Origin of the sequence: Achromobacter dolens, assembly GCF_902859745.1 — a bacterium.
In the GTDB taxonomy this organism is placed as follows: Bacteria; Pseudomonadota; Gammaproteobacteria; order Burkholderiales; family Burkholderiaceae_B; genus Achromobacter; species Achromobacter dolens.
The window spans coordinates 297,567-320,873 of record NZ_CADIJW010000001.1 but is presented as its reverse complement, the minus strand read 5'-3'; the positions used below and the strand labels follow the sequence as shown (position 1 = coordinate 320,873).

The following is a 23,307-nucleotide window of genomic DNA, read 5'->3' as shown; positions in this document are numbered from 1 at the left end:
TCCACGAGACAGGACCTCCGACCATCATGGCCACACCGCAACACCCGCGCGCATCCCGGCGCGGCCCATCCGCCGCGCGCCGCGCGCGTCCGCAGCCCTTCCTCGTTTCCGCGCTGACCCTGGCATTGCGCGCCCTGCCGGCCACGGCCGGCGCCGCCCTGCTGACGACGGGGGCGCAAGCCCAGGCACAAACCGCGCCCGTCGCCGAGATCGCCTTCACCATCGCGCCGGGTCCGCTGGACACCGCGCTCGGCGCCTTCGGACGGGCCGCACAGATCAATGTCGCGGCCGATCCCGAACTGACAGCGGGCCGCGACACCGCCGGACTGCAAGGCCGCTATCCGATCGACCAAGGGCTGCGCCAACTGCTGTCCGGCACGGGCCTGATGGCCGTGCCGGCGCCGGCCGGCGGCTACCTGTTGCGCCGCTTGCCGGTCGCGCAAGGCGACGCCTCGGTGCTGGAGCCGGTGATGGTGGTGGGCAGCCACGAGGTGACGACCGAGGGCACGGGCTCCTACACCAGCGGCGCGACCAGCATCGCCAAGGGCGCGCAATCGCTCAGGGACATTCCGCAGTCCATCAGCGTCGTGACGCGCCAACGGCTGGACGAACAATCGCTCACCTCGATCTACGACGCTCTCGCAAACACCACCGGCATCACCCTGCAGCAAAGCCCCCAGGCGGGCAAGTACGTGTATTCGCGCGGCTTTCGCAATACCTCCTACCAATACGACGGCATCCCGCTCGATCGCAGTATGTACGGCCGCGCCAGCAATTTCGGCGGCGGCACCGCCATCTATGACCGCGTCGAAGTGCTGCGCGGCGCGGCCGGCCTGCTCCAAGGCGGCGGCGAACCGGGCGGCGCGGTCAACCTGGTACGCAAGCGCGCCCTGCCCGAAGCGGGCTTCAGCGTCATCACCAAGGCCGGCCAGTGGGACCACTACGGCATGCAGCTCGACGGCGGCGGCCCGCTGAACGAATCCGGCACCCTGCGCGGCCGCGCAGTGGTGGACTACGAGACCCGCGGCTCGTATGTGGACTACGCCAACAACCGCGACCAGACCTTCTATGGCACCCTCGAATACGACCTGACGCCCGACACGCGCGCCAGCGTCGGCTTCAGTTCCGAAACCAGCCGCGGCCGCCCCAACATGCGCGGTTTCCCCGCCTATGACGACGGCTCGCCCCTGGACGTGTCGCGCGCGTACTACATGGGCGCCGACTGGAATCGCCGCAAGTCCACCACCGAGACGTTCTACTTCGATCTGTCGCACCGCTTCAACGACAACTGGCAGGGTCGTGTCGCCGCCATCCACCTGCGCGAACGCCACGACATGAAGTTCAACAGCCCCATCCGCGAGGCCGCCGTCGGCACGAACATCAGCGCGACAGCGGCGGACATCACCGAAGCCGACATCGGCATCACCGGCGTGGACGCCAACCTGCTGGGCAAGATCGACGCCTTCGGCCGTACCCACGAACTGGTGCTGGGCGCCAACTACGCGCGCAACGATGTCAACACCGACTACGGCAGCATCAACGACTACTGGGTCGGCAACGTCTATGACTACCGGCCCGGCTCGATTCCGGAGCCGACCAAGGGCCAGCTCTACGCCAACTTCCGCGAGCACCGCGACGGCCGCGGCCTGCAGTACGGCGTGTACGGCGCCGCCCGCCTGCAGTTGGCGGATCCGCTCAAGCTGGTGCTGGGCGGGCGCGTCAGTTGGTACGACACGATCTGGGACACCCGCACCACAGGCAGCCGCTACAGCGAGAACTCGACCTACGGCAGCCGCGAGAACGGCAAGTTCACGCCCTACGCCGGGCTGCTCTATGACCTGAGCCCGCAATGGACGGCATACGCCAGCTACACCGATATCTTCAAGCCGCAAAGCGAGAAGTCCAGCAGCGGCAGGCCGCTCGATCCCCTGCTGGGCACCAACTACGAGATAGGCCTGAAGGGCGAACTGCTGGACGGCCGCATCAACACCGCCATCGCGCTGTTCCGCGTCGACCAGAAGAACCGGGCCCAGACCGACTACCGCAGCAGCCCCGATTGCGACGCCGGCTGGTATTGCTCGATCGCGGCCGGCAAGGTCCGCAGCCAGGGCGTGGACGCCGAGATCAGCGGTGAAATCCTGCGCGGCTGGAACCTGTTCGCCGGTTATACCTTCAACACCACCCGCTATCTGGAAGACGAGACCAACCAGGGCAAGCCGCTGAATTCGCTGACGCCCAAGCACATGCTGCGCGTCTGGACCACCTACAAGCTGGCGGGCGCCGCGCAACGCTGGACCCTGGGCGGCGGCGTCAATGCCCAGACCAGCAGCTACGACGCCGGCACGATCCGCGTCAACAGCCCCGGCTACGCCATCTGGAGCGCCTACGCCCGCTACCAGATCAACAACCACTGGGCCGCCTCGGTCAACCTGAACAACCTGTTCGACAAGACGTATTACACCAGTGTGGGCAGCAACAACGGCAACTTCTATGGCGAGCCGCGCAATGTCATGCTGACCCTGCGCGGCGACTTCTAGGCGCCGATAGCGCGACGCCTGCGCTGGGCGTCATCCATGCGGCGCCAAAGCAAACGGCCCGGGACCCGGATGCGAGATCCGGGCCCCGGGCCGTGGTCCGCCAGCGGGCGGCGCGGTCAGGTCAGCCGATTCAGCTAAAGAATTCCTTGACGCGATCGGTCCAGGACTTGCTTTGCGGCGAGTGGCGGTCGCCCCCGTCGTTCAGCGAGGCCTCGAACTGGCGCAGGATGTTCTTCTGGTCGTCGCTCAGGCGCACCGGCGTCTCGACCACCACGTGGCAGTACAGGTCGCCCGGATAGCTGCCGCGCACGCCGCGGATGCCCTTGCCGCGCAGGCGGAAGGTCTTGCCGGACTGCGTGCCCTCGGGGATCGAGATCTCGGCCTTGCCGCCCAGGGTCGGCACCTGCAATTCACCGCCCAGCGCCGCCGTGGTGAACGGGATGGTCAACTCGCAGTGCAGGTCGTCGCCGTCACGCTGGAAGATCTTGTGCTGCTTGATGTGGATTTCCACATACAGGTCGCCCGGCGGGCCGCCATTGATGCCCGGCTCGCCATTGCCGCTGGAGCGGATGCGCATGCCGTCGTCGATGCCGGCGGGGATCTTGACCTGCAGGGTCTTGTTGCGGCGGATGCGGCCGACGCCATCGCAGGCCACGCACGGGTCGGTGATTTCCTTGCCGTTGCCGTGGCAGGTCGGGCAGGTCTGCTGCACGCTGAAGAAGCCCTGCTGCATGCGGACCGCGCCAGAGCCGCCGCAGGTGCGGCAGGTCTTGGGCGAGGTGCCGGGCTTGGCGCCGGAACCGTGGCAGGTGTCGCAGTTTTCCCAACTCGGTACGCGGATCTCGGTGTCGAAGCCGGCCGCGGCCTGCTCCAGCGTGATCTCCAGCGCGTACTTCAAGTCGGCGCCGCGATACACCTGCGGACCGCCGCCGCGACGGCCACCGCCGCCACCACCAAAGATCTCGCCGAAGATATCGCCAAAGGCGTCGGCGAACCCGCCGCCCATGCCGCCACCGCCCATGCCCGCGGCGTTGGGATCGACGCCCGCGTGGCCGTAGCGGTCGTACGCGGCGCGCTTCTGTTCATCGCCCAGGACCTCGTAGGCTTCCTTGGCTTCCTTGAACTTCTCTTCGGCTTCCTTGCTGTCCGGATTGCGGTCCGGATGGTATTTCATGGCCAGCTTTCGATAGGCCTTCTTGAGTTCGTCGTCCGAAGCGTTTTTCGCCACGCCCAGGACGTCGTAATAGTCGCGTTTTGCCATGATCGGTGGGCTCGGGGGAGAGCCTTCTTTTCAGTGCTACAGAATGAGTTCGCCCGGTAGGCGGATTTCTCCGGCTACCGGGCGGCAGAGGCAGGTCAGCGCCCGGCCATTATTGGTCGCGCTTGACTTCCTTGAAGTCGGCGTCGACGACGTTGTCGTCCACCGGCTTCGCGTTGTCGGCGGCCTGCTGCTGGCCGGCCGCTTGCTGCGCCTGCATGTCGGCGTACATCTTTTCGCCGAGCTTCTGCGAGGCGGTCGACAGGGCTTCGACCTTGGCGTCGATGGCGGCCTTGTCGCCGTCCTTCAGCGTGTCTTCCAGCGCCTTGATGGCCGCTTCGATGCTTTCCTTCTCGGACGCCTCGAGCTTGTCGCCGTACTCGGTCAGCGACTTGCGGGTGGCGTGCACCAGCGCATCGGCCTGGTTGCGGGCCTGGGCCAGCTCGGCGACGCGGTGATCTTCCTCGGCGTTGGCCTCGGCATCCTTGACCATGCGCTGGATCTCGTCTTCCGACAGACCCGAGTTGGCCTTGATGGTGATCTTGTTTTCCTTGCCGGTGCCCTTGTCCTTGGCCGACACGTGCAGGATGCCGTTGGCGTCGATGTCGAACGTGACTTCGATCTGCGGCATGCCGCGCGGCGACGGCGGGATCCCTTCGAGGTTGAACTCGCCCAGGGCCTTGTTGCCCGCGGCGATTTCGCGCTCGCCCTGGAACACCTTGATCGTCACGGCCGGCTGGTTGTCATCAGCGGTCGAGAAGGTCTGCGAGAACCGGGTCGGGATGGTCGTGTTCTTCTGGATCATCTTGGTCATCACGCCGCCCAGGGTTTCAATACCCAGGGACAGGGGGGTGACGTCCAGCAGCAGCACGTCCTTGCGGTCGCCCGACAGCACGGAACCCTGGATGGCGGCGCCAGCGGCGACGGCTTCGTCGGGGTTCACGTCCTTGCGCGGATCCTTGCCGAAGAATTCCTTCACCTTTTCCTGGACCTTGGGCATGCGGGTCATGCCGCCGACCAGGATCACGTCGTCGATGTCGGAAACCTTCACGCCGGCGTCCTTGATGGCCACGCGGCAGGGTTCGATGGTGCGTTCGATCAGTTCCTCGACCAGTGCTTCCAGCTTGGCGCGCGTGATCTTCAGGTTCAGGTGCTTCGGACCGGAGGCGTCGGCCGTGATGTACGGCAGGTTGATCTCGGTCTGCTGGCTCGACGACAGCTCGATCTTGGCCTTTTCGGCGGCTTCCTTCAGGCGCTGCAGGGCCAGCACGTCCTTGGACAGATCAACGCCTTGTTCCTTCTTGAACTCGCCGATGATGTAGTCGATGATGCGCTGGTCGAAGTCTTCGCCGCCCAGGAAGGTGTCGCCGTTGGTCGACAGCACTTCGAACTGCTTTTCGCCATCGACGTCGGCGATTTCGATGATGGACACGTCGAACGTGCCACCGCCCAGGTCATAGACGGCGATCTTGCGGTCGCCCTTTTCGGTCTTGTCCAGGCCGAAGGCCAGCGCGGCCGCGGTCGGCTCGTTGATGATGCGCTTGACTTCCAGGCCGGCGATGCGGCCGGCGTCCTTGGTGGCCTGGCGCTGGCTGTCGTTGAAGTAGGCCGGCACCGTGATGACGGCTTCGGTCACTTCCTCGCCCAGGTAGTCCTCGGCGGTCTTCTTCATCTTGCGCAGCACGTCGGCCGACACTTGGGGAGGCGCCATCTTCTTGCCGCGCACTTCCACCCAGGCGTCGCCGTTGTCGGCCTTGACGATGGCATAGGGCATCAGGTTGATGTCCTTCTGCACCGCCTTTTCCTCGAACTTGCGGCCGATCAGGCGCTTCACCGCGTACAGGGTGTTCTTGGGGTTGGTCACCGCCTGGCGCTTGGCGGGCGCGCCCACCAGGGTTTCGCCGTCGTCCATGTAGGCGACGATCGACGGGGTGGTACGGGCGCCTTCGGCGTTTTCGATGATCTTGACCTGACCGCCGTCCATGACAGCCACGCAGCTGTTGGTCGTGCCCAGGTCGATGCCAATAATTTTGCTCATGGTCGGGTTACCTTGGATAAATCTATGAAATTGGAGAGAAATTTCCTGTCCCCACATAACTGGGGCTGCCCACAGGGTTTTTCAAGACGCCTGGCTGGAATTTTCCGCCGGGGTTTCCTGCAGGCGCCGGATCGCCGCCGTGAACTGGGGCAATCCGGGCCAACCGGTGATGCGGCCGAGCCGTTTTCCGGCACGGTAAAGCACAAAAGTGGGGACACCATGCAGGGAGAAGCGGCGTCCCAGGGGTTCGTCGGCGTAGACATCGGCCTCGAACCAGGTCAGGCCCAGGCCCAGCAGGGTGTCCTGGTGCAGCAACGCCGCCTGCTTGAAAAGATTGCAGTTATAGCAATCCTGGCCCCACAGGAACACGCAACGCAAGTCCGATCCCGGCGCCTGGACCACGGCCTCGTCGAATCCCGCGGTGTCGACATGCCGCATGCCGAACACAGCGAAAACCTGGGCCGGATCGAACCTGGGGTCGGTCATGGCGCGCGGTCCGGTCAGCCTTGGCCGGCGGACACCACCACCAGGGCCGGACGCAGGGTGCGGTCGGCGATGGCGTAGCCCTTCTGCAGCAGTTGAACCACGGTGTTGGCGGGCTGTTCGGCCGGAATCGAAGAAATGGCCTGGTGCAGGTGCGGATCGAATTTGTCGCCCTGGACCGGCGCGATTTCCTTGAGCATGTTGCGCTCGAAGGCGGCCGCGAGCTGCTTGAGGGTGACCTCGACGCCTTCGCGCAGGGTGTCCACGGTCTGGTCGGCCTGGGCCAGCGCGGCCTCCAGGCTGTCCTTGACCGGCACCAGGCTTTCCGCGAACGACTCGATGCCGAACTTGCGTGCCTTGGACACTTCTTCCTGGGCGCGGCGGCGCACGTTCTCGGCCTCGGCGCGGATGCGCAGAAGCTGGTCCTGCTGCTCATTGACGGTAGCCTGGGCCGCGTCCAGTTGGGCGCGCAACTCGTTCAGCTCGGCCTGCGCGGCGTCCTGGGCGGCTGGGGCCGCATCGGCGTCGTCGCCGAATCCGGGCGTCTGATCTACAGGCTCGTTGGGTGCCGTCATGGGGAATCCTCCAAAAAGAATGGCTTTCGCAGACATGAATGGGGGCCAATACCCCTATTTCAAGCCCGGGAAAGCAAATATTCCCCGTCGCGCACCGCCGGGGCAACCGGCAGCCACCCATGAAAATCCGGAAATTCGTGCCTGAAAATCGGCTCCAACCACGAAGATTCCGGCAGTCGGCATTTTCGACACTCCGGACGATGTCAGGGACAGGTCATTTCTTGTGCGGCTGCGCCGGGGCGGCAGCGTCGCTGGCGGGAAAGCTCTCTTTCAGGGCGCGGTCGACGCGTGGATCATCGTCCGGTTCCGGATTGATCGCGATGGGATCGCTGGCGGGGAAGGTTTCGGCCAGCGCCTCGTCCAGCTCGTGCTCGACCTGATCCTCGTCCACCGGGGTGCTGACGTCCCCCTTTTTCACAACTTTGCCCGTCTTGGGATCATGGTGCATGCGCCCTCTCCTTCAAGTCCGTGAATGTGTGGGCCATCCCCGCAAGTGGCGTTCCGCCAGGGTGGCCAACCCCGAGATCCAGGCCGGATCATCATTCAGCGCCGGGATGTAACGGAACTGCTTGCCGCCCGCGCCGAGAAAGGCGTCGCGGCACTCCAGGCTGATCTCTTCCAGGGTTTCCAGACAGTCTGCCACAAATCCCGGACACACCACATCCACCTCGGTGACGCCCGAGGCGGCCAGCGCCTTGAGGGTCGGTTCGGTGTAGGGCTCGAGCCAGCGGGCCGTGCCGAACCGGCTCTGGAAGGTCACCTCGATCTGCTCGCGCGGCAGCGACAGGCGCTGCGCCAGCAGCCGCGCGGTTTCCATGCAGTCGCGGTAGTACGGGTCGCCCAGCTCGATGGAGTAGCGCGGCAGGCCATGGAAGCTCATGACCAGCTTCTGCGGTTTGCCATGCTCGCGCCAGTACGCTTCGATGCTGGCGGCCAGCGGATCGAGATAGATGGGGTCCTCGTGGAACCGCTTGATAAAGCGCATTTCCGGCTGGTCGCGCAGCCGGCCGGCATGTCGCGTGACGGCATCGACCACCGTGGCGGTGGTGCTGGCGGCGTATTGGGGATAAAGCGGCACGGTCAGGATGCGTTCGCAGCCCTGCGCCCGCAGGCGCGAGATGGCGTCGGGAATCGACGGGTTGCCGTAGCGCATGCCCAGCTCCACCACCGCGTTGACCCCGGCCGCGGTCAACGCGGCCTGCACGCCTTCGGCCTGGCGGCGGCTGTAGACCATCAGCGGCGAGCCGTCCTTGAGCCAGATGCCGGCGTAACGCGGCTCCAGTTTCTTGGGACGCAGCGTCAGCACCAGGCCGTGCAGGATCGGCTTCCACAGATAGCGCGGAATCTCGATCACACGCGGGTCCGACAGGAACTCGCCCAGGTACTTGCGGATGTCCTTCCTGCCCGGTGTGTCGGGCGTGCCCAGGTTCACCAGCAGCACGCCGACCTTGCCCGGCGCGCGCGGCGGCGGGTCTTCATTGAAAGGGTCGTCCTGCTCGGCTTCGGGCAGGTAGCGTTCAGGCCAGAGATACTTGAACAGGCGAAGAAACACAAAAACTCCCCTTCCTCCGCGAGGAGGATGTCGGTTCGAATGGAACTACTGGTTGTGGCTGAGGGCGTTGGACAGCAGACGCGCCGTGATGTCCACGATGGGAATCACCCGTTCGTAGGCCATGCGGGTCGGGCCGATCACGCCGAGCGTTCCGACCACCTTGCCGTCCACGCCGTAGGGCGCCGTGATGACCGAGACTTCTTCCATCGGCACCAACTGGGAATCGCCGCCGATGTAGATCTGCACGCCCTGCGCGCGGCTGGACACGTCGAGCAGTTGCAGCAGGTCGGTCTTCTTCTCGAACAGCGAGAACATCTTGCGCAGCCGGTCCATGTCGGAAGCGATGTCGGTGACGTCCAGCAGCTTGCGCTCGCCGGAGATGACCACGGCATCGCCGTCCTCGGCGGCCTCGGCACTGGCCTCGACCGCCGCCTGCATCAGCCGCGAGATGTCTTCGCGCAACTGCGCCAGTTCGGTGGACAGGGTGCGCCGCACCGCGTCGAAGGACTTGCCGGCGAAGTGGACGTTGAAGAAGTTGCCGGCCTCCAGCAATTCGGCCTCGGCGTAGTCGCGCTGCACGAACAGGATGCGGTTCTGCACGTCGCCGTCGGGGGTGACGATGATCAGCAGCACCCGCTTGTCCGACAGGCGGATGAATTCGATCTGGCGGAACACCTGGGCGCGCTTGGGGGTCAGCACCACGCCGGCGAACTGGGTCAGGTTGGAAAGCAGCGCTGCGGCGGCATTGACCGCGCGGGTGGGCTCGGCCGCGGCCAGCATCTCGCCCATGTTGTGCGGTTCGAGCTGGTAGGACTGCACCACCAGCAGCGAATCGACGAACATGCGGTAGCCGCGGGGCGTGGGAATGCGCCCCGCGGAGGTGTGCGGACTGTGGATCAGGCCCAGCTCTTCCAGGTCCGCCATGACGTTGCGGATGGTGGCGGGCGACAGATCGAAAACCTTCGATAGCGTCCGCGAGCCGACTGGTTGCCCATCGGCGATATAGCGTTCGATCAACGCTTTCAGTAATGCGCGTGCGCGGTCATCCATAGCGGCTATTTTAGGGAATCTTTTCCAATTAAGGCGATTTTTGTCCCGCAAGCCAATATGCGGCCCCATATAATCGGCTAACAGGCCCGATTCCGGACCGATTTCGCTTTTTCTGATTCGCCTTGCCACCATGCACTTTCCTACCGTCGCGCTGATCGGCAGATACCAGGACGCCGGCCTGGCCACTCCGCTAAGGGCGCTCGCGCACGCGCTCACGCAGGCCGGGCGGCAGGTGCTCGTCGATGCCGACACGGCTCGCAACACCGGCCTGACGGAATATCCCGTCGCCACCTACGCGCAGATCGGCCAGGACGCCTCGCTCGCGGTGGTCATGGGCGGCGACGGCACGGTGCTGGGCGCCGCGCGCCATCTCGCCCCGTACGGCGTGCCGGTGGTCGGCATCAACCATGGCCATCTGGGCTTCATCACCGACATCCCGGTGCAGGACGCGCATGGCGCCCTGACGCGCGTGCTGGAAGGCAACTTCCAGATCGAGGAACGCATGCTGCTCGAAGGCAGCGCCTGGCGCGGCGACCAGCAGATGTACGCGGCCTCGGCGCTGAACGACGTGGTGCTGAACCGCGCCGGACGCGGCGGCATGATCGAAGTGCGCGTCGAACTGGACGGCGCCTTCATGTACACCCAGCGCGCCGACGGCCTGATCATCGCCACCCCCACCGGCTCGACCGCCTACGCGCTGTCGGCCAATGGCCCGATCCTGCACCCCGGCATGAACGCCATGGTGCTGGTGCCGGTGGCGCCGCAGACCCTGTCCAACCGCCCCATCGTCATTCCGGACACCGGCGTGCTGAACATGACGCTCACCGCCATGGGCCGGGTCGAGGTCGGCGCCAGCGTGCATTTCGACATGCAGACCTGGTCCGACCTGCAGCCCGGCGACCGCATCGTCGTGCAGCGCGCGCCCTATACCATCCGCTTCGTGCATCCGGAAGGCTACAGCTTCTTTTCCACCCTGCGCCGCAAGCTGCACTGGAACCTGATGCCGCAGGCCACCGACAACGTAGAGTAGTAAGCGCCCCGACATGCTGCGCACCCTGCACATCCGCGACTTCGTCATCGTCGAGCAGACCGAGATCCATTTCGGTCCCGGCTTCACCGTCTTCTCCGGCGAGACCGGGGCAGGAAAATCCATCCTCATCGACGCGCTGGCGCTGGCGCTGGGCGAGCGCGGCGACGTCAGCGTGCTGCGCGAAGGCGCCGCGCGCGCCGACATCACCGCCGTCTTCGACACGCCGCCGGCGCTGCGCGCCTGGCTTGCCGAACGCGAGATCGATGCCGACGATGAACTGGCCCTGCGCCGCGTGATCGACGCCCAGGGCCGCAGCCGCGCCTACATCAACGGCACCCCGGCCACGGTGGCGCAATTGCGCGAACTGGGCGACAGCCTGGTCGACATCCACGGCCAGCATGCGCACCAGAGCCTGATGCGTGCGGAGGCTCAGCGCGACCTGCTGGATGCGCATGGCGGCCACGGCGACCTGCGCCAGGCGGTGGGCCAGGCCTGGAAGCAATGGCGCGCGCTGGCGCGCCAGTTGGAATTGGCCGAAAAGGACGCGGCGGGCCTGGCCGCCGAACGCGAGCGGCTGCAATGGCAGGTCGACGAACTCGATCGCCTCGGGCTCGCCCCGGACGAATGGGAATCGCTGCAATCCGAGCACACCCGCCTGTCGCATTCACAGTCGCTGCTGGACGGCGCCACCCAGATCCTCGACGCCCTCGATGGCGAAGGCGACTCGGCCCACCATCGGCTGACTGCGGCCAACCACCGCATCCAGCAGATGCTGCGGCACGACACCGGCCTGCAGGGCATCTACGACGAACTCGAATCGGCCCGCATTGCCATCAGCGAAGCGGTGTCCGACCTGAACAACTACGTCAGCCGCGTCGATCTCGATCCGCGCCGGCTGGCCGACGTCGAGGCGCGCCTGAGCGCGGTATTCGAGACGGCGCGCAAGTTCCGCACCGAACCCGACGGGCTGTGCGCGCTGCGCGACAGCTTGCACGCCGAACTCTCGGCCCTGCAGGCCGCCGCCGACATCGACGCGCTGCGCGCCCAGGCGCAGGTGGCGCAGGCGCAGTACGACGCCGCCGCCGCCAAGCTCACGGCGGCGCGCCGCAAGGTCGCCAAGGACCTCGGCAAACAGGTCACCCAGGCCATGCAGACGCTGGCCATGCAAGGCGGCAAGTTCGAGCCCACGCTGGCAGCGGCCGCGCCGTCGGCCCACGGTAATGAACACGTCGAATTCCTGGTGGCCGGCCACGCCGGCACCACGCCGCGGCCGTTGGCCAAGGTCGCGTCCGGCGGAGAACTGTCGCGCATCTCGCTGGCGCTGTCGGTCATCGCCAGCCGCGCCGCGCGCGTGCCCACGCTGATCTTCGACGAAGTCGACAGCGGCGTCGGCGGCGCCGTGGCGGAAGCCGTCGGCAAGCTGCTGCGCGAACTGGGCGAGCGCCACCAGGTGCTGTGCGTCACTCACCTGCCGCAAGTCGCTGCCTGCGGCAACAACCAGTTCCTGGTCAGCAAGACCGAATCGCGCGGCACCACCCGCTCGCGCATCGAAGAGCTGGACGACGGCGCCCGGGTCGAGGAAATCGCCCGCATGCTGGGCGGCATCAAGCTCACCGCCACCACCCGCGAGCACGCCCGCGAAATGCTGGCAGGCTTTGGCCGCGCACCGGCCTGAGGCGGTTCAGGCCCGGGCGATCCCCATTCCCCAAGCCGGACTCGGTCCGGGAATAAAAAAAGCCCCTTCTTGGAGAAGGGGCTTTTGCTTTCACTGACTCGCGGCGAGCGCGGCCGCGGTCAGGTCCGACGCGAAAAAGCTCAGCGGCCTTTCAGGCAGCTGCCGCAGATGCCGTACAGCACCATGGCGTGGCTTTCCAGCGCGAAGCCGTTGTCCTTGGCGATCTTTTGCTGGCGCTTTTCGATGTCCGGGTCGGAGAATTCAACCACCTTGCCGCAGTTCGTGCAGATCAGGTGGTCGTGGTGATCGCCGTCGTTCAGTTCGAACACGGCCTTGCCGCTGTCGAACTGGCTGCGGGCAAGGATGCCGGCCTGTTCGAACTGGGTCAGCACGCGATAGACGGTGGCCAGGCCGATTTCGACGTTTTCGCCGATCAGGGCACGGTAGACGTCCTCGGCGCTGAGGTGGCGCTGGTCCGACTTACGGAAGATATCAAGAATTTTCAGGCGCGGGAAAGTCGCCTTCAAACCCATGTTTTTCAGTTCGCTTTGGTCGCTCATGGTGTAATCGCTCTCCGTCCGCGTTGGCATGGGCAAGGATACTCGGTAACCGCGAGCCGGCTCCCCAGAATTCCTGCCGCCCCGCAGAACTATCCTTATGAAACCTTTATGATAACGGTTTTGTCTGCTTCCAAATAATAGGGGCGCGTAGTGTCCATGATTGCACGAATTCCTTCCCGCTCGCTCAAGACCGGATTGGCCATCGCCGCCCTGGCCGTCGCCCTTGCCGGCTGCACGGGGGACAAGTGGGGCTTCCCCTACAAGGCCGGTGTCCAGCAAGGCAACTGGATCACCCAGGAGCAGGTGGCGCTGCTGCAGCCGGGCATGACGCGCGAACAGGTCCGCTTCGCGCTGGGCAGCCCCACCCTGACCAGCGTGCTGCATGCCAACCGCTGGGACTACCCCTACTATTACAAGCCCGGCTACGGTGAGGCCCAGGAACGCAAGTTCACGGTCTGGTTCGAGAACGACCGGCTGACCCGCTGGGAAGGCGACAAGCAGCCCGACCTGCAGCCCTACCAGATCAACACGCCCAGCGCGGCCGCCGATGAAAAGGCCGACAAGCGCCTGAGCGAAGACGAGGCCCGGCTCAAGCAGGAAGAAGAGCAGAAGAAACGCGACGCCGCCGCCCCCACCAGCCCGATGAACCAATACCCCGGCCAGCCTGGCAACGCGCCCGAGCCGCTGCGCTAACCCAAGGATTTTCTTCATGCGTATTGCTATCGCCGGCGCCAGCGGCCGTATGGGCCAGATGCTGATCGACGCCGTCCTGAAGGCCGACGGCCTGCAACTGGCGGTCGCGCTCGACCGCAAGGGCTCGCCCTCGCTGGGCCAGGACGCGGGCGCCCCGCTCGGCCAGCAGACCGGCGTCGCCATCACCGACGACCTGGGCGCGCTGGCCAACGCCGACTGCCTGATCGACTTCACCCGCCCCGAAGGCACGCTGGAGCACCTGCAGGTCTGCGCCAGGCTGGGCGTGAAGGCCGTCATCGGCACCACCGGCTTCGACGACAATGGCCGCGCCGCCATCGAAGTGGCCGCGCAGAAAACCGCCATCGTGTTCGCGCCCAACATGAGCGTGGGCGTGAACGCCACGCTCAAGCTGCTGGACATGGCCGCCCGCATCCTCAATTCGGGCTATGACGTCGAGGTCTTCGAGGCCCACCACCGCAACAAGGTCGACGCCCCCTCGGGCACCGCACTCAAGATGGGCGAGACCATCGCCTCGGCTTGGGACGTGGCCCTGCCCGACGTGGCCACCTGGAGCCGCCACGGCGACACCGGCGTGCGCAAGCCGGGCACCATCGGCTTCTCGGTACTGCGCGGCGGCGATATCGTCGGCGATCACACGGTGTCGTTCTGCGGCATCGGCGAACGCATCGAGATCACCCACCGCTCGGCCAGCCGCGCCACCTATGCCGAAGGCGCGTTGCGCGCCGCCCGCTTCCTGGAAGGCAAGCACAACGGCCTGTACGACATGCAGGCGGTGCTGGGACTCTGATCCCTTAGCGCCCAGAAAAAAAGGACCCGCGAGGGTCCTTTTTTCATGCAGCACCAGGTCACACCACCACGGGCTCCGGCTCCAGCGCCACGCCGTAGCGCTCGGCGACCGCATCCTGGATCGCGCGCGCCAGCGCCAGGATGTCGGCGGCGGTGGCGCCCCCGCGATTCACCAGCACCAGCGCCTGCCGGTCATGCACCCCGGCCGCGCCCAGGCTGCGCCCCTTCCAGCCGCACTGGTCGATCAGCCAGCCGGCCGCCAGCTTGTAGCTGCCGTCCGGCTGCGCATACGACACCAGGCCGGGATAACGGGAGACGAGCGCTTCGCGCTGCGCCGCGGACACGATGGGATTCTTGAAAAAACTGCCGGCGTTGCCGGTGACCGCCGGGTCCGGCAGCTTGGCACGCCGGATCGCGCAGACCGCCTCGAAGATGGCGCGCGCCGACGGCTCTTCCATAAGGCCGGGATGACGCTGCAGGTCCGGGTACGACAACACCGGCCGCCAGGGCCGCGGCAAGCGCAAGCGCACCGCCACGATCACCCAACTTCCGGGCGGCTGGTGCTTGAAAATGCTGTCGCGGTAGGCGAAGCGGCAATCGGCCGCGCTCAGGTCGACATACCGGCCCGCCTGCACGTCCCAGGCCGTCAGGCTGTCGAAGCGGTCGGCCAGCTCGACCCCGTAGGCGCCGATGTTCTGCACCGGCGCCGCGCCGACCGTGCCGGGGATCAACGCCAGGTTTTCCAGGCCGTCCCAGCCCTGCCTCACGCACTCGGCGACGAAGTCGTGCCAGGTCTCGCCGCCTGCCGCCTCCACCAGCCAAGCATCAGGCTCGGCCCGCAGCAGGCGCACGCCCCGCAGCGCCACGCGCGCCACCAGGCCCGGCACGGCCTCGGGCAGCACCACATTGCTGCCACCGCCCAGCACCAGCAGCCGGTCGTGCCGCGCGGCCAGGGCCGACAGGGCCGGCAGTTGCGCCACATCGTCGAGCGTGACGCAGGCCGGGGCCGTGGACGCCAGGCCCAGGGTGTTCAAGGCGGAAAGGTCCCGCGCCTCGGGAGTGAGGACAGCCGCGGTGGCAGAGGAATTTGACATGGATACTACCGGGTATGCTATATTTTCTGTCTTCGCTCATATTACTTGATTGAGCTTGGCAGCCAGACAGCACTCAGTTGCAGCCTTGGCCACGCGAAGTTCAGCGCGATCCGCCTGCCACGGCAATCTGCCAGCGGCAAGCACGATCGAAAAAAATCATGTAGAATGCGCGCCTTCTGATCGATAACCAAGTTGATCAGGCAACCACGAAAGTGGTTGGCAATAAGAAATGGTTTGCACTGGCACTGCGTGGAATTTTCACCAAGCCAGAGATTGCGGACCCATGCGGGAGTAGCTCAGTTGGTAGAGCGCAACCTTGCCAAGGTTGAGGTCGCGAGTTCGAGACTCGTCTCCCGCTCCAGATTTTATGGGCAGTGTCTTCACACTGCGCATGTTGCAAGAAAGGGCCTGCGGGCCCTTTTTTCATTTCCGCGGCGACAATCACACATTCGCGAGAACAACCGGAAATGGCCTGCATGACGACACTCATGACGACACCCATGACGACACCCCCGCGAACGGCGGCACAGGACGAGATCTGCGCCCGATACGGCATGCAGGGCATGGCGCCGGAAGAGATGGTCGCGGTCGCCCTGCATACCCTTGGCGCCATGCCGATTTACGGCACGCGCATCGCGTTGCCGCGCGACGGCACCGTCAGTTGGTTCATCCACGCCGGCGAATACTCGGACGCCGACGACTTCTACCAGCCCCTTCACACCGCGCACCTGGCGACGCTGCTGCCGCGGGTCGTCGAGTACCTGCGCCTGCCGCCAGGCGCGAAATTCATCATCGACGACCAGGGCTACGAAGACGTGTGGATGGACGCCTAGGGCCTATCTGTGCTGGAAAGGGAGTCCCCGCGCGGCGCCTGGACGGCAACCGCGGCCAGGGTATCAGCCGCATCCGCGAAGTACGCCGCGATCTCCGCCTGGGTTCGCAGCCGGGCCGCCTCCAGCGCCTGCCCGCCCATCGCGGTGCCCTCCACCGAAAAGAACGTCAGGCGCTTCAGGCCGATGGTGGCCAGCGCCGCCTTAAGGTAGGGCGTCAGGAAATCCGGCTGGCGCGCCTCGCACCCGGAAAACAAACCGCCCGACGCCACCGCCACGAACACCGGCTTGTCGGCCAGCACGCCCACCTTGCCTTCGCGCGTCACGCTGAACGTGCTGCGCACACGCACCACGTGATCGATCCACGCCTTCAACGCCGACGGCACGGTGTAGTTGTGCATCGGCGTGGCGATGACGACGTAGTCGGCATCGACCAGGGATTGGATCAGGTGGTCGGACTGATGCAACGATCCGGCGGGATCGCCGTCCGGGTCGGAGGGCGATCCCAGCGCCCACGCGTATTCGGCATCCACATGCGGCAACCGGTTGGCGTCGATCTCGACAAGGTCGCGGCCACGCGCGGCATCGGCCCGCGCCAGGCCGTCGACGATGAACTGCGACAGCCGGTGGCTTTCCGATTCCGCGCCGCGCGGGCTGCACGTCAAACGCAGGACGCTCATGCCGCTTGCTCCCCCAGCACCTTGCTGAAACGCATCGCGCCGGTCAGCAACCCCTGACGGAAGTAGAAGCGCTGCGCCAGCGCGTTGGCCAGCCCGGTGTCCAGCACCAGCTTGGCGCAGCCAGCCTCGCGCGCCATGCGCTCGAGCGCCTGCAGCAGGGCGGCGCCATGGCGCCCGCCGCGACTGCGCTCGGTGACGACCAGGTCGTCGACATAGAGGAAGCGGCCGTAGATCAGGTTTTCCTGGAAACGGTAGCCGGCCAGCGCCACGGGCGCGTCGCCTTCCCACACCGCCAGCAAGGCGTAGCGCTCGTCGCGCATGCGCGCGACGCGTTCGGCGAAATCACGCTCGTCGGCCAGGTGCGGGCGCAATTCGCGCATGACTGGAAAACAGGCGCGCAGCGCCTCGGCTGATTCGATAGAGCGGATGTCCGGTTGACTCATGAGGATCCTGTCTTGAAAGAAACCACCCGCCGCCAGGGCAGGCACAACCATGATGCTAGGGAAGCCATGCCATAATTTGAAGAACCATAAATTGACCTTTCGACTAGGCCATGACGCCCGCTTCCCTTGCCAGCCTGCCGCCCGCCGCTTCCGGCGACGAACCGCTGTACCGGCAGGTCTACGAGCGCTTTCGCGGCGCGATTGCCCAGGGCACCCTCAAGCCGGGCGACCGCATTCCGTCCGCGCGCGCACTGGCCAAGGACCTGGGCGTGGCGCGCGGCACTATCGAGATGGCCTATTCGCTGCTGCACGCGGAAGGTTATGTGCAGCCGCGCGGCCAGGCCGGCACCGTGGTCACCCCCGGCCTGCAGGCGCAGGCCGCGCCCGGGCCGCTGCCGCCACCCGACAAGGCGGACCCCGACACCTGGCGCCAGCCGCCGACGCTGTTGCCGTTCCAGATGGGCCTGCCGGCGCTGGACGCCTTTCCGCGCAAAATCTGGGCGCGGCTCGGCGCCCGTCACCTGCGCGCCACGCAGGCGGCCGACCTGTCCTACCCGCCGGCCGATGGCCTGCCCGCGCTGCGCACCGCGATTGCCGCGCACCTGCAGGTCGCGCGCGGTATCCACTGCTCACCGGCGCAGGTGTTCATCACGTCCGGCTATCGCGAGAGCCTTAACCTGGTGATCCAGGCGCTGCTGCAGCCCGGCGACGAGGTCTGGGTGGAAGACCCTGGTTACCCGCCGACGCGCGAACTGTTGAAGCACTCGGGCCTGGCGCTGGCGCCGGTGGAAGTCGATGCCGAAGGCATCGTGGTGTCGCAAGGCATTGCGCAGGCGCCAGAGGCGAGCGCCGCGATCGTCACGCCCGCCCACCAGAGCCCGCTGAGCGTGACGCTGTCATTGACGCGCCGCCAGGCGCTGCTGGAATGGGCCGAGCGCAATCAGCGCTGGATCGTGGAAGACGACTACGACGGCGAGTACCGCTACGTCAGTCGGCCGCTGCCGGCGCTCAAGAGCCTGGACCGCCATGGGCGCGTGCTCTATGCCGGGACGTTCAGCAAGGTCATGTTTCCCGGCATCCGCCTCGCCTATCTGGTGGTGCCCGAGGCCCAGGTGCGGCGCTTCGAGGACGTGAACCGGGTGCTCGGCAACGGCATTCCGGGCCTGACCCAGACGCTGGTCAGCGCGTTCATGCTGGAGGGTCATTTCGCGCGCCACATCCAGCGCATGCGGCGGCTCTATTCAGAGCGCCGCAACGCCACCGCCGCGGGGCTGGCCAAGGTCTTCGGCCCCGCCATGCCGATCAATCCGCAACCGGGCGGCATGCACCTGCTGGTGCGGATGCAGGGCCACCAGACGGACCGCCCACTGGCGCAGCGCATGGTCGAGCACGGCATCTACGCGCACGCCCTGTCGCGCTGGACGACCCGCGCGCCGTGCGGCGCCGGCCTGCTGATGAGCTTCACCAACATCGAGTCCCAGGAGCGCGCCGAGCAACTCGGCCGCCGCATCCTGGAACTGATGTAGCGACGGCACGCGCGCAACCGCCCGCGGGCAAGGCGCCGCCGCCCCCTTCAATCCGGCTTACCTCAACCCAGCCTTATCCAGACCGAAAGCCGCGTCGGCGGAACCCGGTTCGGTGCGGAAGGCGACGTTCAGACGATTCCAGCCATTAATGCCCACCACCAGGAAGGTGAGGTCCGAGATTTCCTCTTCGGACAACTGGCCGCGGACCTGCTCGTACACCGCATCGGACACGCCGTGCGGGTGCAGCGCGGTCAACGCCTCGGTCCATTCCAGCGCGGCGCGCTCGCGCGGACTGAACAGCGTGGATTCACGCCAAATGGCGATGTGGTGCAAGCGCAGCTCGCGCTCGCCGCCGATCTTGGCCTGCTTGATGTGCATGTCCAGGCAGAAGCCGCAGCCGTTGAGCTGCGAGGCGCGGATCGTCACGAGATCATTGAATTCCCGGATGACGGCCTTCTTCTTCAGCGCGGCGCTGAAGTCGAGGTAATGCTTGGAAAGTTCGGCGGAAACCTGGAAGTAATTCAGACGCTGGGTCATGTCACGGACACCTTGTAGAGGGAATTGCGGACGACATCGCCGCACACCCACATAGTGCCGCCTGCAACCGCGGCGCAAAAGCGCCAAGAATCGCCATAGGGTCTGGGCCATGATGCCGCATGCCATGCGCTCCCTCGCGCCGCGTCCGCTTGCCCTGGCCGCTAATTACGGTATACTCTCGCCTCTTCGCAGTACAGCAGTATCCGCGCGGGAGTAGCTCAGTTGGTAGAGCGCAACCTTGCCAAGGTTGAGGTCGCGAGTTCGAGACTCGTCTCCCGCTCCAGCAGATGCGCCGTTTCACGAACGTCGCCGCATTGTTGGAACAACCGCCGGATCTCCCGACCAAAACGGATCGCCATCGGCTTGATCGGCGCCGCTTGCCTTCTCGACAGATTCCTGTCGCCTCCCCCGACATTGCCGTGATGTGCGCTTCGATGCCCGCATCGTCATTGCCCCGCATCCAGCCCGAGTGCACGACGCGGCCGCGCCGCCCGCAAGGTGCCGCGCTCGACACCATCTGGCAACTTTTTTTCTCGGACGCCCGGACAGACCCGCACAAGTCCTAAAAACTGTGTATAATCGCTGTCTTTGGTGGACACGGCCTCTTTCAAAAGAGACCGACAAAACAGGTTCATCAAACGCAGTGCCCACGCGGGAGTAGCTCAGTTGGTAGAGCGCAACCTTGCCAAGGTTGAGGTCGCGAGTTCGAGACTCGTCTCCCGCTCCAAATACAAAAAGGAAGCACCGGCCTATACCGAGCTTCCTTTTTTCTTGCAGTACTGGCGCAATGGCAGAGTGGTTATGCAGCGGATTGCAAATCCGTGTACGTCGGTTCGATTCCGGCTTGCGCCTCCAGTATTTCCTCCCCAGCATCTCGTTACCCATCCCTACGCCCAGTCAATCGTTTGATTGCTAAGGTGACGCCGTTTTCATTTGACGACGATCCCATGTACAACAATCAAACCTCGCGGCGCGCTTCCTCCACCCTGCTGGCGTTGTCCGCGGCCACGCTGATGACGTTGGCGCCGCTGGCCGCGGAGGCGGACTCCGACCGCCACCACCATCGCCATGGCCATGGCCATGGCCGCGGCGAGTATAAAGAGAAGTATTGGGACGGCGCCTGTGAAGTCGAGCGCAAGTGGAAGCGCAACGGCGACTACCGCGAAAAGCGCAAGTGCCGCGACGACTACCGCTACGGCTACGCCCCCCAGCCCGTGCTGGTGCCGGCCATGCCCGCGCCCGCCATCATCATCAACCCGCCCCCCATCATCATCCGCCCCTGACCATGGATGCCTCGGTGAAAGACGCCATCGCCCGCTGGCCCGACGTGCCTGCGGTGTTCGGCTGGCTGTCGCTGGATCCGCGCGGTCGCTGGCGTCTGCATCCGCAAGGGCAGGCCGCCGCGGGCGGGCCCGGCGAGTCCATCACCAATGCCCAGATCCAGGGTTTCATCGACCGCAATTACGAACGCGACGACGCAGGCCGCTGGTTTTTCCAGAACGGTCCGCAGCGCGTCTTCCTGCGGCTCGATGCCGCGCCATACGTGCTGCGCCTCGATGACGCCGGCCGCGCCCTGCTCACGCATACCGGCCAGGCGGTGAGCGCGGTAAGCGGCTGGTGGCTGGATGACGCCGGACAGTTGTACGCCATGGCGCCGCAGGGCCCCGGCGTGGTGCTGGACCGCGACCTGCCGCCCCTGATGGAGCGACTCGTCACGGAAGACGGCGCCGCCCTGCTGGACGCCATCGATCGCCTGGCGCCTGCGCGAGCACTGCGGATCGCGCTGCCGGGTATCTACGGCCCGGCGCCACTGCGCCTGATCGAACACGCCCAAGTGCCGAACGTCCTGGGTTTCCAGGCCAATCCAACCGCCTGATCCGGCGCGTTCGCGCAAGACGGCGCGCCAGCGGCAAGCCTCACGCCTCAGAACATGCCGTTGCTGTTGGCGGAGCGTTCGGGAATTGGCTGCACCGCGTCCCAGTGCTCGACGATCTTGCCGCGCTCCAATCGGAAGATGTCGATGATGGCGTTGCCGCGCGTGCCCGGTTCGCGCACCGCGTGCACATGCAGGATCACATAATCGCCGTCGGTGAAGACGCGCTTGATCTCGCTTTTCGATTGCGGATATTTGTCGCGCAGGAAGGCGATGAACTTGCGGAACCCGTCGGGCCCGTCGGCCGCGTTGGGATTGTGCTGGATGTAGCGGTCGCCCAGATACTTCACGGCGGCGTCCGCGTCTTTCTGGTTCAGGCCCTTCTCATAGAAGGCCAACACGGCCGCCTTGTTGGCGGCCTCTTGTTCGGTCGAGGCCTGGACGGCGGGCGACAGGGCGGCGGCAAACAGGACTGCGCCGAAGACACGCGTGATGAACGACATGGAATCTCCATAAAAGCCAAGGCGGCCGGCCCATTCTAGGTGCCGGCCGCCTGGCGGGCGATGCCCAATCCAGTTGACAGTTTGGTGCGCGAGCCGGTCAGCCGCGACCGCTCTTGAGCAGCGCGAACTTGCCGTCACCCAGCAGCGCCAGGACCGCCGCGGCCACCGACAGGAACACCGGATATTCCCAACCGCCGTTGGGGTTGCTGAAGCCCCAGCCGTTGCCGAAGTGCACGGTGGAAGCGACGAACAACTGCACCGCCGCGATCACGGCGATCCAGCGCGGCCACACGCCCAGGATCAGCAGCGCGCCGGCGCCGATCTCGAAGAAGGTCACCGGATACGCCAGCCAGCCGGCAAAGCCGATCTTGGCGAAGAACTGCGCGGTGCCCGGCAGGGTGAACACCAGCAGCTTGGTCAGGCCATGGGCCAGGAACATCACGCCCAGCGCGATGCGGAGCAGGAGCGCGGCATAAGGCGCGGTACGGGTATCGATCATTGCATTCTCCGTGAGCGAATCGCCCAGAACGGGAAGATTCTTCATGGCCGCTATTCTTGCGATTCCAAAAACAAAGATAAACATGCAAAATCGCAACTTATTGTTCCCCATTAGGTAACAATCATGGACACCCACACTGCCATGCAGACCTTTGCCCGAGTCGTGGAACTGGGCTCGTTCGCGGCCGCCGCGGACAAGATGGGGCAGGCGCGCTCCGTGGTCACCCGCCAGATCGCATACCTCGAAGAAAAATACGGCGTGCGGCTGCTGAACCGCACCACCCGCAAGCTCAGCATGACCGACGCCGGCCGCGCCTTCTACGAGCGGGTGCGGCCGATCCTGGCCGAAGTGGCCGACCTCGAGCTGTCGCTGCAGGCCGAGGGCCAGGCGCCCAGCGGGCGCCTGCGCGTCAGCGCGCCGGTCTCGTTCGGCATCCTGCACCTGGGACCGGCCATCGCCGAATACCTGCTGCGCTATCCCGACGTCATCATCGACCTGGATCTGAACGACCGCGTCGTCGACCTGGTAGAGGATGGGTACGACGTCGCGGTGCGTATCGGCCCGCTGCAGGATTCGTCGCTGGTGGCGCGACCGCTGGCGCCGCAGCAGTTGCTGGTGTGCGCCGCGCCCGCCTACCTGGAACGCCATGGCGTGCCACAGACACCGGACGACCTGAAACAGCACCGCTGCCTGCATTACGCCTACGCCAGCACCGGCAACGAATGGCATTTCGAGAAGGACGGGGTCACCCACCTGGTGCGGATCAACGCCGCCCTGCGCGCCAACAATGGCGACGTGCTCCGCACCGCGGCGCTGGCCGGGCACGGCGTGATCCTGCAGCCGGAATTCCTGGTGGGCGAGGACGTGCGCGCCGGCCGCCTGACCGCGCTGCTACAGGACTACGCCCACACCCCGATTTCCATGTACGCCGCCTATCCGCACCGGCGCTTCCTCTCGCCCAAGGTGCGTTCCTTCGTCGAACACCTGGAAGAACGCTTCGGCACCCGCGCGCCGATGGCGCCCGCGCGGCGCGCCAGCCGGCGCCACAGCCGTTAGAATCGTAG

General features: G+C 65.9%; 24 protein-coding genes and 4 tRNA genes. 14 read left to right on the top strand and 14 right to left on the bottom strand.

Features of this window, described 5'->3' with window-relative positions:
- Nucleotides 1-26 precede the first annotated feature (26 nt).
- Complete coding sequence (locus HV783_RS01410; protein WP_175188572.1) at nucleotides 27-2,537, top strand: TonB-dependent siderophore receptor; 2,511 nt, start codon at nucleotides 27-29, stop codon at nucleotides 2,535-2,537.
- Between the two features lie 130 nt (nucleotides 2,538-2,667).
- Here the strand turns inward: HV783_RS01410 and dnaJ are convergent, their stop codons facing one another.
- The 7 genes from dnaJ to hrcA form a co-directional block, all read right to left on the bottom strand.
- Complete coding sequence (gene dnaJ, locus HV783_RS01405; protein ID WP_006389047.1) at nucleotides 2,668-3,798, bottom strand: molecular chaperone DnaJ; 1,131 nt, start codon at nucleotides 3,796-3,798, stop codon at nucleotides 2,668-2,670.
- A 109-nt stretch (nucleotides 3,799-3,907) separates the two neighbouring features.
- Nucleotides 3,908-5,833 (bottom strand): molecular chaperone DnaK, encoded by a 1,926-nt coding sequence (gene dnaK / locus HV783_RS01400; protein ID WP_020924906.1) that lies wholly within the window; start codon nucleotides 5,831-5,833, stop codon nucleotides 3,908-3,910.
- A gap of 81 nt (nucleotides 5,834-5,914) precedes the next feature.
- A complete protein-coding gene (locus HV783_RS01395) occupies nucleotides 5,915-6,319 on the bottom strand; it encodes a thioredoxin family protein (protein ID WP_054419543.1) in 405 nt (134 codons plus the stop codon).
- Between the two features lie 14 nt (nucleotides 6,320-6,333).
- A complete protein-coding gene (gene grpE / locus HV783_RS01390; RefSeq protein WP_049071727.1) occupies nucleotides 6,334-6,891 on the bottom strand; it encodes a nucleotide exchange factor GrpE in 558 nt (185 codons plus the stop codon).
- A gap of 214 nt (nucleotides 6,892-7,105) precedes the next feature.
- Nucleotides 7,106-7,339 (bottom strand): hypothetical protein, encoded by a 234-nt coding sequence (locus tag HV783_RS01385; protein WP_175188570.1) that lies wholly within the window; start codon nucleotides 7,337-7,339, stop codon nucleotides 7,106-7,108.
- Between the two features lie 12 nt (nucleotides 7,340-7,351).
- On the bottom strand, nucleotides 7,352-8,443 hold the full coding sequence (hemH, locus tag HV783_RS01380; RefSeq protein ID WP_175188568.1) for a ferrochelatase: 1,092 nt from the start codon (nucleotides 8,441-8,443) through the stop codon (nucleotides 7,352-7,354).
- A 45-nt stretch (nucleotides 8,444-8,488) separates the two neighbouring features.
- The gene (gene hrcA / locus HV783_RS01375) at nucleotides 8,489-9,493 is read right to left on the bottom strand and encodes a heat-inducible transcriptional repressor HrcA (RefSeq protein ID WP_175188566.1); all 1,005 of its coding nucleotides are present in this window, start codon (nucleotides 9,491-9,493) and stop codon (nucleotides 8,489-8,491) included.
- Between the two features lie 130 nt (nucleotides 9,494-9,623).
- Here hrcA and HV783_RS01370 point away from each other — a divergent pair, with 130 nt between their 5' ends.
- Entirely contained in the window at nucleotides 9,624-10,523 is a 900-nt protein-coding gene (locus tag HV783_RS01370) for an NAD kinase (RefSeq protein ID WP_054501739.1), read from the top strand.
- Nucleotides 10,524-10,536: 13 nt separating this feature from the next.
- Entirely contained in the window at nucleotides 10,537-12,198 is a 1,662-nt protein-coding gene (recN, locus tag HV783_RS01365) for a DNA repair protein RecN (RefSeq protein ID WP_175188564.1), read from the top strand.
- Nucleotides 12,199-12,338: 140 nt separating this feature from the next.
- Here recN and fur read toward each other — a convergent pair whose 3' ends face one another.
- On the bottom strand, nucleotides 12,339-12,758 hold the full coding sequence (fur, locus tag HV783_RS01360) for a ferric iron uptake transcriptional regulator (protein ID WP_006223539.1): 420 nt from the start codon (nucleotides 12,756-12,758) through the stop codon (nucleotides 12,339-12,341).
- Between the two features lie 156 nt (nucleotides 12,759-12,914).
- Between fur and HV783_RS01355 the strand changes: the two genes are divergently transcribed.
- The gene (locus HV783_RS01355; RefSeq protein WP_006389038.1) at nucleotides 12,915-13,451 is read left to right on the top strand and encodes an outer membrane protein assembly factor BamE; all 537 of its coding nucleotides are present in this window, start codon (nucleotides 12,915-12,917) and stop codon (nucleotides 13,449-13,451) included.
- Nucleotides 13,452-13,467: 16 nt separating this feature from the next.
- Nucleotides 13,468-14,259 carry a 4-hydroxy-tetrahydrodipicolinate reductase gene (gene dapB / locus HV783_RS01350; RefSeq protein ID WP_054501741.1) on the top strand — a complete coding sequence of 264 codons (792 nt, stop codon included), beginning with the start codon at nucleotides 13,468-13,470 and terminating at the stop codon, nucleotides 14,257-14,259.
- 58 nt (nucleotides 14,260-14,317) lie between these two features.
- Here the strand turns inward: dapB and murB are convergent, their stop codons facing one another.
- Nucleotides 14,318-15,352, bottom strand: coding sequence for a UDP-N-acetylmuramate dehydrogenase (gene murB, locus HV783_RS01345; protein WP_175167761.1), 1,035 nt, complete (start codon nucleotides 15,350-15,352; stop codon nucleotides 14,318-14,320).
- A gap of 285 nt (nucleotides 15,353-15,637) precedes the next feature.
- Here murB and HV783_RS01340 point away from each other — a divergent pair.
- Nucleotides 15,638-15,713, top strand: a tRNA-Gly gene (locus HV783_RS01340).
- A gap of 139 nt (nucleotides 15,714-15,852) precedes the next feature.
- Nucleotides 15,853-16,185 (top strand): immunity protein Imm33 domain-containing protein, encoded by a 333-nt coding sequence (locus HV783_RS01335; protein WP_054501743.1) that lies wholly within the window; start codon nucleotides 15,853-15,855, stop codon nucleotides 16,183-16,185.
- On the opposite strand, the gene HV783_RS01330 is transcribed toward HV783_RS01335, so the two are convergent.
- Both HV783_RS01330 and HV783_RS01325 read right to left on the bottom strand, forming a co-directional pair.
- Nucleotides 16,182-16,862 (bottom strand): FMN-dependent NADH-azoreductase, encoded by a 681-nt coding sequence (locus HV783_RS01330; RefSeq protein ID WP_116793594.1) that lies wholly within the window; start codon nucleotides 16,860-16,862, stop codon nucleotides 16,182-16,184. The genes HV783_RS01335 and HV783_RS01330 overlap by 4 nt on opposite strands.
- Nucleotides 16,859-17,305, bottom strand: coding sequence for a GNAT family N-acetyltransferase (locus HV783_RS01325; RefSeq protein WP_054501745.1), 447 nt, complete (start codon nucleotides 17,303-17,305; stop codon nucleotides 16,859-16,861). Before HV783_RS01325 ends, HV783_RS01330 begins: the two co-directional genes overlap by 4 nt.
- 110 nt (nucleotides 17,306-17,415) lie before the next feature.
- On the opposite strand from HV783_RS01325, the gene pdxR reads away from it, so the two are divergent.
- Nucleotides 17,416-18,831: a MocR-like pyridoxine biosynthesis transcription factor PdxR gene (gene pdxR, locus HV783_RS01320; RefSeq protein WP_175188562.1), complete on the top strand. Its 1,416-nt coding sequence runs from the start codon at nucleotides 17,416-17,418 to the stop codon at nucleotides 18,829-18,831.
- Nucleotides 18,832-18,888: 57 nt separating this feature from the next.
- On the opposite strand, the gene HV783_RS01315 is transcribed toward pdxR, so the two are convergent.
- A complete protein-coding gene (locus HV783_RS01315; protein WP_054501747.1) occupies nucleotides 18,889-19,368 on the bottom strand; it encodes a carboxymuconolactone decarboxylase family protein in 480 nt (159 codons plus the stop codon).
- A 207-nt stretch (nucleotides 19,369-19,575) separates the two neighbouring features.
- Here HV783_RS01315 and HV783_RS01310 point away from each other — a divergent pair.
- From HV783_RS01310 to HV783_RS01290, 5 genes are all read left to right on the top strand, one after another.
- Nucleotides 19,576-19,651, top strand: a tRNA-Gly gene (locus tag HV783_RS01310).
- A gap of 368 nt (nucleotides 19,652-20,019) precedes the next feature.
- A tRNA-Gly gene (locus HV783_RS01305) sits at nucleotides 20,020-20,095 on the top strand.
- Between the two features lie 54 nt (nucleotides 20,096-20,149).
- A tRNA-Cys gene (locus tag HV783_RS01300) sits at nucleotides 20,150-20,223 on the top strand.
- A gap of 92 nt (nucleotides 20,224-20,315) precedes the next feature.
- On the top strand, nucleotides 20,316-20,651 hold the full coding sequence (locus tag HV783_RS01295) for a hypothetical protein (protein WP_054501964.1): 336 nt from the start codon (nucleotides 20,316-20,318) through the stop codon (nucleotides 20,649-20,651).
- A gap of 2 nt (nucleotides 20,652-20,653) precedes the next feature.
- Nucleotides 20,654-21,244, top strand: a complete 591-nt coding sequence (locus HV783_RS01290) for a DUF2946 family protein (protein ID WP_054501748.1) — start codon at nucleotides 20,654-20,656, stop codon at nucleotides 21,242-21,244.
- A 47-nt stretch (nucleotides 21,245-21,291) separates the two neighbouring features.
- Here the strand turns inward: HV783_RS01290 and HV783_RS01285 are convergent, their stop codons facing one another.
- Both HV783_RS01285 and HV783_RS01280 read right to left on the bottom strand, forming a co-directional pair.
- Nucleotides 21,292-21,744, bottom strand: a complete 453-nt coding sequence (locus HV783_RS01285; protein WP_175188560.1) for a nuclear transport factor 2 family protein — start codon at nucleotides 21,742-21,744, stop codon at nucleotides 21,292-21,294.
- A gap of 97 nt (nucleotides 21,745-21,841) precedes the next feature.
- Nucleotides 21,842-22,243 (bottom strand): DoxX family protein, encoded by a 402-nt coding sequence (locus HV783_RS01280; protein WP_054501750.1) that lies wholly within the window; start codon nucleotides 22,241-22,243, stop codon nucleotides 21,842-21,844.
- Nucleotides 22,244-22,366: 123 nt separating this feature from the next.
- Between HV783_RS01280 and HV783_RS01275 the strand changes: the two genes are divergently transcribed.
- Entirely contained in the window at nucleotides 22,367-23,299 is a 933-nt protein-coding gene (locus HV783_RS01275) for a LysR family transcriptional regulator (RefSeq protein ID WP_054501751.1), read from the top strand.
- The last annotated feature ends 8 nt before the right edge of the window (nucleotides 23,300-23,307 follow it).